The sequence below is a fragment of the Halomonas pelophila genome (assembly GCF_040196315.1).
Taxonomy (GTDB): domain Bacteria; phylum Pseudomonadota; class Gammaproteobacteria; order Pseudomonadales; family Halomonadaceae; genus Halomonas; species Halomonas pelophila.
Genome location: NZ_JBEGCI010000026.1, coordinates 1 through 11217 on the forward strand (window position 1 = coordinate 1; position 11217 = coordinate 11217).

The 11217-nt window shown below is 67.2% G+C and carries 11 protein-coding genes; 6 read left to right on the forward strand and 5 right to left on the reverse strand.

The genetic code is table 11. The features are described from left to right. Positions 1 to 390 precede the first annotated feature (390 nt). From ABE957_RS17990 to ABE957_RS18010, 5 genes are read left to right on the forward strand one after another with little or no spacing between them, the layout of a single operon-like run. A complete protein-coding gene (locus tag ABE957_RS17990) occupies positions 391 to 1371 on the forward strand; it encodes an AAA family ATPase (RefSeq protein ID WP_349760042.1) in 981 nt (326 codons plus the stop codon). Next, positions 1368 to 3098: a cobaltochelatase CobT-related protein gene (locus ABE957_RS17995; protein ID WP_349760043.1), complete on the forward strand. Its 1731-nt coding sequence runs from the start codon at positions 1368 to 1370 to the stop codon at positions 3096 to 3098. The genes ABE957_RS17990 and ABE957_RS17995 overlap by 4 nt, the downstream gene beginning before the upstream one ends. Positions 3099 to 3131: 33 nt before the next feature. Next, positions 3132 to 3500: a cupin domain-containing protein gene (locus ABE957_RS18000; protein ID WP_349760044.1), complete on the forward strand. Its 369-nt coding sequence runs from the start codon at positions 3132 to 3134 to the stop codon at positions 3498 to 3500. A gap of 15 nt (positions 3501 to 3515) precedes the next feature. Continuing rightward, positions 3516 to 3869 (forward strand): Lin0512 family protein, encoded by a 354-nt coding sequence (locus ABE957_RS18005; RefSeq protein ID WP_108444880.1) that lies wholly within the window; start codon positions 3516 to 3518, stop codon positions 3867 to 3869. After that, complete coding sequence (locus ABE957_RS18010) at positions 3862 to 4236, forward strand: Lin0512 family protein (protein WP_349760045.1); 375 nt, start codon at positions 3862 to 3864, stop codon at positions 4234 to 4236. The genes ABE957_RS18005 and ABE957_RS18010 overlap by 8 nt, the downstream gene beginning before the upstream one ends. Before the next feature lie 63 nt (positions 4237 to 4299). On the opposite strand, the gene ABE957_RS18015 is transcribed toward ABE957_RS18010, so the two are convergent. After that, positions 4300 to 5547: an NAD(P)/FAD-dependent oxidoreductase gene (locus tag ABE957_RS18015; protein ID WP_349760046.1), complete on the reverse strand. Its 1248-nt coding sequence runs from the start codon at positions 5545 to 5547 to the stop codon at positions 4300 to 4302. 165 nt (positions 5548 to 5712) lie between these two features. Further along, positions 5713 to 7125 (reverse strand): sodium:solute symporter family protein, encoded by a 1413-nt coding sequence (locus ABE957_RS18020; RefSeq protein ID WP_349760047.1) that lies wholly within the window; start codon positions 7123 to 7125, stop codon positions 5713 to 5715. Between the two features lie 108 nt (positions 7126 to 7233). Here ABE957_RS18020 and ABE957_RS18025 point away from each other — a divergent pair, with 108 nt between their 5' ends. Further along, entirely contained in the window at positions 7234 to 8184 is a 951-nt protein-coding gene (locus ABE957_RS18025; protein ID WP_349760048.1) for a LysR family transcriptional regulator, read from the forward strand. Between the two features lie 3 nt (positions 8185 to 8187). Here ABE957_RS18025 and ABE957_RS18030 read toward each other — a convergent pair whose 3' ends face one another. The 3 genes from ABE957_RS18030 to pta all read right to left on the reverse strand — a co-directional run bounded on the left by ABE957_RS18030 (position 8188) and on the right by pta (position 10995). Then, positions 8188 to 8937 carry a TSUP family transporter gene (locus ABE957_RS18030; protein ID WP_349760049.1) on the reverse strand — a complete coding sequence of 250 codons (750 nt, stop codon included), beginning with the start codon at positions 8935 to 8937 and terminating at the stop codon, positions 8188 to 8190. Between the two features lie 233 nt (positions 8938 to 9170). Then, positions 9171 to 9956: a TSUP family transporter gene (locus ABE957_RS18035; protein ID WP_349760050.1), complete on the reverse strand. Its 786-nt coding sequence runs from the start codon at positions 9954 to 9956 to the stop codon at positions 9171 to 9173. Positions 9957 to 9978: 22 nt separating this feature from the next. After that, positions 9979 to 10995 (reverse strand): phosphate acetyltransferase, encoded by a 1017-nt coding sequence (pta, locus tag ABE957_RS18040; protein WP_349760051.1) that lies wholly within the window; start codon positions 10993 to 10995, stop codon positions 9979 to 9981. Positions 10996 to 11217: the final 222 nt, after the last annotated feature.

Below are 11217 nucleotides of genomic sequence, written 5' to 3' on the forward strand. Positions count from 1 at the left end.
CGTCCATGAAGGCCGAGCCCATGATGCCGAACATGTCGGTCACCCCGTTGGCGACCAGGGTCTCCACGAAGGCCTCCGAGGGCGTCATCGTCTGCTTGCCTTTCACGACCTGGCGGGTGTCTGTGGTGTCTTGGGTGCTCATGGGATGTCCTCCGAGCCCGTCATCCGGGTTGTTTTATATGAGATGATTTATTCCGACTTCCGGAATACGGAGAGACTCTAGGCAGACTGCCCACCCCCGTCAAGGATAAATTCCATAAAACGATACGATTTGATTCTTTTTGCGAAACTGATCTATGCTCACTACACACTCCGGCAGCGACGTCCCCTGCCAGCGGTATTGATCAGGGACGCCCAAGGTCAACGGTCCCCCGGGCCGAGGAGACGGTGATGACAGACCCCATGAATGCCCAGCCCGACATCCTGGTGTCGGTGCGCGAGCTCTTCGGCATCGACAGCGACCTCGAGGTCCCCGCCTTCAGCTGGCGCGACGAGTACGTGCCCGAGGTCGACGAGGCCTATCGCTTCAACCCCGACGTGACCCTGGCGATACTCGCCGGCTTCACCCGCAACCGCCGGGTGATGGTTCAGGGGCTGCACGGCACCGGCAAGTCGACCCATATCGAGCAGGTGGCGGCGCGCCTCAACTGGCCCTGCATGCGGGTCAACCTGGACGGCCATATCAGCCGCCTCGACCTGGTGGGCAAGGACGCCATCGTGATCCGCGACGGGGTGCAGGTCACCGAGTTCCAGGAGGGCATCGTGCCCTGGTCGCTGCAGCGCCCGGTGGCCCTGATCTTCGACGAGTACGATGCCGGCCGCCCGGACGTGATGTTCGTCATCCAGCGCATCCTCGAGCGCGATGGCCACTTCACGCTGCTCGACCAGAACCGGGTCATCCATCCCCATCCCTACTTCCGGCTGTTCGCCACCGCCAACACCGTGGGACTGGGCAACCTCAGCGGGCTCTACCAGGGCACCCAGGTGCTCAACCACGCCCAGATGGATCGCTGGAACATCGTCGCCAAGCTCGACTACCTGCCCAGCGAGGAAGAGGCGGCCATCGTGCTCGGCCGGGTGCCCAGCAAGGACACCGAGAAGGGCCGCGCGCTGATCGCCTCGATGGTGGCGGTGGCCAACCTGACGCGCCAGGGCTTCGCCGCCGGCGACCTGTCCACCCTGATGTCGCCGCGCACGGTGATCACCTGGGCCGAGAACTGCGAGATCTTCCGCAATCCGGCGCTGGCCTTCCGGCTCTCCTTCCTCAACAAGTGCGACGAGGCCGAGCGGCCGCTGGTCGCCGAGTACTACCAGCGCTGCTTCGGCGAGGAGCTCGACGAGTCATGGATGCGGGAGGCGACCGCCTCATGACCCAAAGCGCCCAGCAGCAGGCGCGCCGCCAACAGCGGATCGAGGAGCTGTGCGCGGCCAGCCTGCGCGCCCTGACCGGCGATGCCGGCCTGCACTACCGTGGCCGGCGCCTCTATCAAGGGGAGCGACGCCTGCCGACCCTGGCGCCGCACCTGCGCATCGACCCCGAGCAGGACGACTTCGCCGACTGCCGGGCCGCCGCCGACGGCATGGCCCTGCGCCTGATCCACTCCGACCCGGCCCTGCACCGCGAGTGCTGCCCGGAGGACCCGGTCGAACGGCTGGTCTTCGAGCTGCTCGAGCAGCTGCGCGTGGAGACACGGGTCCCCGACGACATGCCGGGCATGGCCGATAACCTGAACCGGCGTTTCCGACACTGGTCTCGCAACTTCGTCGACTCGGGTCTCACCGAAGGCTCGCTCGGGATGCTCGTATATACCGTCGCCGAAGTCTGTTGGTCGCGACTGATGAGCCGGCAACTTCCCGAGGAAATCGAGGACCATATCGAAATCATGCGCGGCTCACTGGTCGCCGAGCTCGGAGCGGCGCTGCGCGGCATTCGACAGCACCGCCAAGACCAACGTCGCTATGCGGATCATGCCTTGGACATTGCCAGGGTCGTCGGCGAGCGGGTGCGCGCCGAACGGGCCCAGGCCGGTGACGACGAGGATGAGGAGCCGGCGGAGGCACCCAGCGACGCCTTCGCCCTGCTGCTCGAGCTCGAGGATGGCGAGGGCGACGAGGACGGCGTGGCGGCAGCCACCACCGGGCACAGCAAGACCTTCGAGGACGCCGCCCAGGCCTATCGGGTCTTCACCACCCGCTTCGACCGCGAGGTCGCCGCCGGCAGCCTGGTGCGCCGCGCCCTGCTGCGCGAGAACCGCGAGAAACTCGACCAGGCCACCGCCGAGCAGGCCATCAACCTGCCGCGCCTGGCCCGCCGACTGGGCAGCGTGCTCTGGGAGCCACGCGTCGACGGCCGCTCCTTCGGCGAGGAGGAGGGGCGCATCGACGGACGGCGTCTCGCCCAGCTGGTGAGCTCGCCCACCGAGCGACGCCTGTTCTATCGCGACCAGGTGAAGCTCGGCACCGACTGCGCCGTCAGCCTGCTGATCGACTGCTCCGGCTCGATGAAGCACCACATCGTGCCGGTGACCATGATGGCCGAGAGCCTGATCCGCGCCCTGGAAATGATCGGGGCGAGCACCGAGTTGCTCGGCTTCACCACCGGCGCCTGGAACGGCGGCCGCGCCTACCAGGCGTGGATGAGCGGCGGGCGTCCCCGCGGCCCGGGACGCCTCAACGAGGTGTGCCATATGGTGTTCAAGGACGCCGATCGCAGCTGGCGGCGTGCGCGCACCGACATCGCCGCCCTGCTCAAGCCCGACCTGTTTCGCGAGGGGATCGACGGCGAGGCGGTGGACTGGGCCTGCGAGCGACTGCTCGCCCGCCCCGAGAATCGCCGCATCCTGATCGTGATCTCCGACGGCTGCCCGGCGGACAGCGCCACCAACCTGGCCAACGACCCCTACTACCTGGACAACCACCTCAAGGAGGTCGTCGCCCGGCGCACCCGCGAGGGCCAGGTGGAGGTGCTCGGCCTCGGCGTGGGCCTGGATCTGAGCCCCTTCTACCGCCGCTGCCTGGCCACCGACATGGCCCAGGCGCTGGACACCCATCTGTTCGACGAGATCGTCGAGCTGATCGGCGGCCGCCACCGGCGCTGATCCTCGACGCCCGACTTTCCAGAGGAGAGCCCCATGCCCGTCAAGGTCATCGACATCGGCCACGATCCCGACACGCGCACCCATCGGCGCCTGGCCGACCTGCCGGACCGCGTGATCGAGGGCGACCCGCACCACGAATCCACGCTGAACTTCCAGAGCCCCGACGGCCGGCTGATCGCCGGTACCTGGACCAGCACCCCCGGCAGGTGGCACGCCTTCACCGATCGCGACGAGTTCTGCTACATCCTCGAGGGCCACGTGCGCCTGATCGCCGAGGACGGCAGCGCCCAGACCTATCGCACCGGCGACGCCTTCCTGATTCCTGACGGCTTCCGCGGCGACTGGGAGGTGATCGAGACGACCACCAAGCACTTCGTGATCCGCCACCACGACAGCGACTGACGACGGAGAAAGCGCATGGCCAAGACCCGCATGGTGACCCAGTTTGGCATGGGCACCTCGATCCGCAGCCGCGACTACACCGAGGCCGCCGCCCGGGCGATCCGCGATGCCCTGTGGCACAACTCGCTCAACGTCGCCGACGCCTTCGGCTTCCCCAAGGAGGCCATGCTGATCGACGTCGAGATCGGGGTGCAGGACCCCGCCGCCGTCGACCCGGCGGCCCTGCTTCGCATCTTTCCCTACGGCCAGCCGTCGGTGCGCCTGGTCAAGGGCGGGCTTGACGTGGACAAACCCGACGGCAGCGGTACCAGCGTGATCGCCAACGCCGCCATCGTCGTCTCCTTCGACATGGAGCCCGATCATGACTGAGCGTCGCATCATCCTGGAGATGGGCACCGGCAACGACCTCTACGGCGAGGACTACACCAAGGCGGCCTGCCGCGCCGTGCACGACGCCCTGCACCACTCCTCCATCGTGCTGTTCAAGTCGCTGGGCATCGACCACCGCGAGATGCGGGTCCAGGTGACCATCGGCGTGCAGGAACCCGAGCGGGTCGACGCCGCGGTGGTGGCGGCCGAGCTGCCCCGCGGCCGCGCCGAGGTCAGCGTGGTGCATGGCGGACTCAACGTTCACGACCCCGTGCAGGAAACCACCCACGTGGTGGCCACCGCGGCCATTGCCGCCCTGCTGCCCCTCGAGGACGGCGCCTGGCGGCTCTGCGACGCCGACGCCTGAACCGAGCCGGCCTGTCGTCCTCGGACGATACTGGCCGGCCGGGAAGGGCATTCAGGGCAACGCTCAGCGTGCCCCCATGAACCGCTGTGGCGCCAGGGCTCGCGCATAGTCGGGCAGCGGTTCCGCGGCTACCAGCCCGGCCACCAGCCGCCCCGTCTCGGCCGACAGGGTGAGCCCGAGATGGCCATGGCCATAGGCCAGGATCAGCCCCGGGTATCCCGGCACCTCACCGATGACCGGGAGGCCGTCCGGCGTCGAGTGACGTATCCCCACCCACTCCTGTTCGACCTCGACCGGCCGGCCGAATAGCGACGCCCCCCAGTCGGCGAGCCGCGACCAGCGACGCGCATTCGGCGCCTTGCCCGGCGGGCAGAATTCCGTGGTGCCGGCCAGCCGCACCCCGTCTTGCATCGGCGTGGCATAGAAATGATGGGTCAGCCAGCCCACCGGCCGGTTGAGGGCCAGCGGAGTCTCCAGCATGACGTGGTAGCCACGTTCACTGACCACGGGCAGGCGGACCCCGAGGCCCTCGAGCAGGCCATTGTTGGCGATGCCGGCGCACAGCACCACCCGATCCACGTCCATGCCGGTCTCCCCGGCTTGCAGGCGCCAGCCCCCCGTCTCAAGCGGCGTGAGCGATTCGAGGCGTGCGGCCACATGGGTGAAGCCCTCGCCCTGCAGCCCCTGGTAGAGGCGTCGACTGAGGCTCAGCGGGTCGCGCAGCGAGCGTGTCTCGGGGAAATACAGGGCGCCATTGAGTCCCTCGTCGCTCAGTTCAGGTTCCAGACCCCGCACGTCCCCCGCACCGAGCGCCTCACAGGCAACGCCGTCGGCGCGCTTCGTCGCGGCCATGGCCTCCAGTGCCGACGCCGAACATGAGCCGTCACGAACGACCTGCAGACAGCCATTGGCACGATAGAGCCGTTCGCCACCGAGATCATCGAGCAACGCATGCTGACCAGCGATCGCCTCGTCGATCAGGTGCACCAGGTCGGCCTTGTGACGCGCGAAGCTCGCCGGCCTGGCGGCACGCAGGAACCGCCAGCCGAAGTTGGCCAAGGCCGGCGTGTAGCCCGGATCGATGGCGATGGACCGGTCGCGGCGGGCCAGCATGGCCGGCAGTTGCCGGAGGGTCTCCAGGCTTGCCATGGGCGCCGTGGCGTAATTGGCGACCAGGCCGGCGTTGCCGAAGGAGGTGCCCTCCCCCGGCGGCTCGGGATCAACGAGCCTGACGTCGTGCCCTCGCGCGCGGAGTGCATGGCTGACGGAGAGCCCGACGATGCCCGCGCCGATCACAGCGATGGTGGTCATGAGTGCAATCCTTGAACGGATCGGGCCCCCGCAGGGGCCCGATGGATGGGGCTCAGTTGTCGCGATAGAAACGCCAGGAGGCGATACCCACACCGACGGCGGTGATCACGCTGATCGCGCTGACGGCATAGAGGGCAAGGGCATAGGCAGTCATGGTCGTCTCCTTCACTGCACGTGGGAGGTTGCGCCGATATCCGGCGCAGCGCGGAAGAGGCGATAGACGAGAGTGAACACCGCGATATTGGCGATCACCCCGGCAATCAGGGCGGTGAGTCCGGTGGCAGCCTGCAGATCGAAGGGCCCCCACTTCCAGACGATGGTCACCAGCGCCCCGGCCAGCATGGCGGCGATCGCCGAGCGCGAGCAGCGCAGGTCGAAGAGGACGGCGAACACGAACGGCAGCAGGATGGTCGGCGCCCAGAGGGCATAGCTCATCAGCAGCGCATCGACGATGGAGGTGGCGTAGAGGGCGAAGATCACCGCACCGATGCCGATCAGCAGGTTGACCACTCGCTCGATCCACAGCCGCTTCTTGTCACTGACGTCCGGCTCGATGAAGGGCTTGTAGATATCACCGACGAAGATGACCGCTGCCGAGTTGAGGTAGGAGTCCGCCGTGGACATCACCACGGCCAGCAGGGAGGCCAGCACCAGGCCGGTGATGCCGATCGGCAGGGCATCGCGGATCAGCGTCGGCATGGCCTGGTCGGGGGTGATGTTCGGGTAGAGCACCAGGGCGATCAGGCCGATGGTGGCGCTGACGAAGTAGAACAGGAAGCCGAAGCCACCGGCCACCGTATAGCCGATGCGGGCATGGCGCGAATCCGGCGCCGACAGTGCCCGCTGGGTGTAAGGCGGCACCAGGGTCTCACCGAGCAGGAAGGCAATGAAGAGGCTCACGAACATGCCGACGGAGTAGTCGCCCATGATGCTGAAGTGCGCCTCGGGCAGTCGCTCCACCAGGGCGGCGGGACCGCCCAAGTCGTGGATGCCGATCAGCATGGTCAGCGGCAGGAAGACCGCCAGCATCAGGAACTGCACCACGTCGGTCTGGATCACCGCCCACATGCCGCCGACGGTGGAATAGAGCAGCACCACCGCCATGCCGATGAGGATGCCCGTGGAGACCTCGATGCCGAGGATGGCATGGAAGACGGTACCCACGGCCAGCGCCTGGGCACCGAGGATGCCGATGCAGAACACCAGCGAGAAGATACCGGTGAACAGCCGGGCGCTGCTGCCGAAGTGATGCGCCATGATGTCGCCCACTGTCTGGGCATTGGTGTAGCGCTTCAGGCGCGGCGCGATGTAGAGCCCGGCCAGCACGGTGGCGATGGGAAAGGCCGAGGCCGCGAACATGAAGGCATAGCCTTCATCGAAGGACTTGCCGGCACGACCCATGGAGGCACCGCCGCCGAGGAAGGAGGCCGCCAGGGTGGCGAACAGTACCGGCCAGATGATCTTGTTACCGGCTACGGCGAAGTCCGCGCTGCCGGAGACCTTCTTGGCACTGCGATAGCCGATCACTATCAATATCGCGAAGTACACCAGAAGACCCAGGAGGTCGATCGAGTTCATAGGGACACCTTTATTTCTGTTGTAGGTCCGGTCAGCTTCGACGGTCCATGCTATAAACACAACTGAAGCAAACCTATGAACTCATAAATAGAATTTAGACCCCATATCATGAAAATACGCCACAACCTGCGGCAGCTACAGATCTTCCAGGAGGTCGTTCGGACTGGCAGCCTTTCCAAGGCGGCGCGCCGACTGGAACTCAGCCAACCGGCGGTCAGTACCGCCATCGCGAATCTCGAGGAGGAAGTGGGCTTCCTGCTCTTTCGGCGCAACCACTACGGTACCGAACTGACCGCGGAGGCCCAGCATCTGGCCGAGGGGGTGGACAAGGTACTGGCGTCGGTCAAGCACCTTGGCGAGCTCTCGGAAGGACTCCGTCAGGGCCAGGCCGGCAAGTTGACCCTCGGCTGCATGCCAGGGCTCTCCCCCTCCGCCATGCCTCAGATCATGGCGGATTACCTCCACGACCACCCGAGCAGCCAGCTCTCTTTGCAGACCTTCAGCTCGACGAAGATCCGCGACTGGGTGGCGGAAGGCCAGTTTGATCTGGGTGTGATCGAGACCCAGGACGACCTGCACGAACTGGAGGTCATGCCCTATCGGCTGCGCATGCACATCGCCTTGCCTCCCGAGAGCCCGCTGGAAAAGCGTAGCGCGGTGACCGCGAATGACCTGGACGACCAGCCAATGATCACCCTGGACGAACATCACCAGAGCACCCTGAAGCTGAGGCAAGCCTTTCGCGCTTCAGGCGCGCGGTTTCGGGGGGTGATCGAGACCCACCTGTTCCCTTCGGCCATCAGCCTGGTCAATGCCGGCCTAGGGCACGCCCTGGTCGATCCGGTATCGGCCGACAGCTTTCTCAGGCGACGCGATTGCCGCGTGACGGTCGTGCCTTTCGAACCGGCCATCGATCTGGAGATCGCCCTGATCACCTCACGCTTTCACCCGCCGTCACGGCACTGTCAGCGGTTCCTTCCCTATCTCGAGGCAGGGCTGGAGCGCTGGCAGCAACGCTCGCGTCAGGACCTTCGTGTGCCCCAATCCCCACAAGAGTAACGCTCAGACGATCTCGGAGAAGATCAGCCCGCCGCCGATCAATATCAACGTGACGAAGGCGACCCGGCGCATGGCCAGGGGCGAGAGCCGGGGCGGCCAGCGCCGCCCGGCATAGGTGACCAGCGCCACCACGGGAATCGCCCAGGCGGTGAGCACGAAGATCTCGAGGTTCAGCCCGCCCGTGGCGGCGACGAACAGGGTGCGCATGCCCGAGGTGCAGGCGAACATCAGGATCAGCATGTTGCGGATCGCCACCGGCGGCAGCGGCTGGCGATAGCACTGGTAGATCACCGGCGGCCCGGCGATGCCGAAGAGCCCGCCGCAGAGCCCCGAGAGCACCCCGCTGATGAAGAAGCTGCCCCGCGAGGAGAGCGTCTCGCGCTGGCGGGGGCGCAGCACCAGGCTGAGCCCGCCATAGCAGACCAGCAGGCCCAGGGCGATGCGCAGCACGCTCTCGGCGCTGCCGCTGAGCACATCGAGCAGCAGTACGCCGATCACAGTCGCCGGCACGATGCCGAGCACCGTGGCCCCGATCACCGCCATGTCGAGATGCTTCAGCTTGCCGGGCAGCGCCACCGCGCTGTTGGCCAGCATCATCAGGCTGACCACGGCCGCCACCGAGGCCACGGGCGCCACGTCCAGCCCGCTGGTCGCGCCCATCACGATCATGCCCAGCCCGAAGCCGGTCACCGTCTGGAAGTAGCCGGCGATGGCGGCAATGGCGATAAATGACAGTAGTACCTCGAGGGTCATGGTGCTTTCGATCCTGTTTGCGGCTCACGTCCTGAAGCTGGCCGCTCGGAGAGGGGAGCGCGGCCACGCGCATGCCTGCGCAGTTGAATATGAATAGCGGCGAGACGTCGACACCTTGTCCCGGGCATCGGCCCGGCCAGCCCTGACGGGGTTACCGCGCGGCGGGTGACGTCACGGGTCTCATCTGCGCCCTGAAAATGGCGGCATAACATGCCAGGGTCACGCCGGTAATGCTACCCCGACGCCAGCAAAAACGAGCCCTTCAGCAGGATCGCCGCGCCCAGTCCGATCAGGGTCAGCATGGCCAGCCCGCGCATCAGCCCGGCGGAGCACGGCGGGGGGTAGCGACGCCCGAGCCAGGTCGCGCCGCCCACCACCGGCATCGACCACAGAGCCAGCTGCCAGACGTCACCGGTCAGCCCGCCCTGGCTCGCGACGTAAAGGGTGCGCACCCCGGAGGTGATCGCGAAACACAGGATCAGCAGCAGTCGGATCGTCTCCAGCGGCAGCGGCTGGCGGTAGCAGTGATAGATGACCGGCGGCCCGGGCACGCCGAAGAGCCCGCCGCAGAGACCGGTCAGGACACCACTCACGGCGAAGGTCCAGGAGGGAGACTCGGCGTAAAGGGGACGGGGACGCAGGCCGATACTGATGCCCCCGAACAGCACGAGGGCGCCCAGCAGCAGGGTGAGCAGCACCGTGAAGGTGGCGTCGAGCCACGACAGCAGCCAGACGCCCAGCACGATGGAGGGCACGATACCCACCGCGAGCGCCACGATCCGGTGCACCCCCAGGCCGCGCCATCTCCCCGGCAGGGCGACGGCACTGTTGACCAGGGTCACCAGGCTGACCACCGCCGCGAGCACCGGCACCGAGGCCACGCCCAGCCCCCCGGCGGCCCCCATCACGATCATGCCGAGGCCGAAGCCGGACACCGTGTGCAGGTAGCCGGCCACGCCCATGATGGCGAGCGTCGCCGCAAGCCCCCCGGGCTCCATCGTCAGGGCCCAGGGCGCCATGGCGCGCGCATGGCGGTGACCATCACGCCTCGGCGGCGGCCGACAGGCACTGGGCCTGCACCGTGGTCACCGCGATCACGTGAAAGACATCGTCGACGCTGCAGCCCCGGGAGAGGTCGTTGGCCGGCTTGGCCAGGCCCTGCAGCAGCGGACCGATGGCCTCGGCGCCGCCGATCCGCTCGGCCAGCTTGTAGCCGATGTTGCCGGCCTCCAGATCCGGAAAGATCAGCACGTTGGCGTTGCCCTTGACCTTGGAGTCGGGCAACTTGCGCTCGGCGATCTCGGCCACGATGGCGGCGTCGAGCTGCACGTCCTCGTCGATGGCGAGCTCCGGCCGGGCGGCCTTCACTTCGCGGGCGGCCTGCACGACCTTCTCGACGGCACCATGCCGGGCGCTGCCGCTGGTCGAGAACGACAGCATGGCCACGCGCGGATCCTCGTTCAGCAGCGCCTGGGCGCTGTCGGCGGCGGCCATGGCGATCTGGGCGAGCTCCCCGGCGTCGGGGTCGATGACCAGGCCGCAGTCGGAGAAGATCATGCCGCCCTTGAGGTTATGGAAGGGCTGGCAGAGCATCATCAAGAAGAAGCTCGAGACAAGCCGGCTGCCCGGGGCCAGCCCCAGCAGCTGGATGGCGCTTCGCACCACGTCGGCGGTGGTGTTCACCGCCCCTGCCACGGTGCCGTCGGCATGGCCCTCGCGGACCAGCATGTTGGCGAAGCAGAGCGGTTCGCGTATCGCCGTCGCGGCCTGCTCCGGGGTCATGCCCTTCTTCTCGCGCAGCGCCAGAAGCGACCGCGCCAGGTCGTCGGTCAAGGGCGAGTCGGCCGGGTCGATCACCTCGACCGCCGCCAGGTCGACCCCGCAGCGCTCGGCGGCCGCGGCAATGCCCGCCCCGCTTCCCACCAGGATGATCTGGGCGATGCCCTGCTCCGCCGCCTTGGCGGCCGCGCTCAGGATGCGCTCGTCCTCGCCCTCGCAGAGCACGATGCGCCGGGGATCGCGGCGCGCACGCTCGAGAATCTGATTCAAGGCTTTCATGTGATGGCCTCTCGTGCCTGCCGCAAAGCGGCAGTCGTCAGATAAAAAAGCCCCCGGCAGCGCCGGGGGAACCCTTGCAGCACCTTCGATCAGACGTAGTCCTGATACTTCTCGAGCAGGCGCACCGGCTTCTTCAGCGCGTCGCGGCGGAAGGGGTCGCCCAGCTCGCGGGTGCACATGATCTCGATGATGCAGGTCTTGCCCTCGTTCATCTGCATGTCC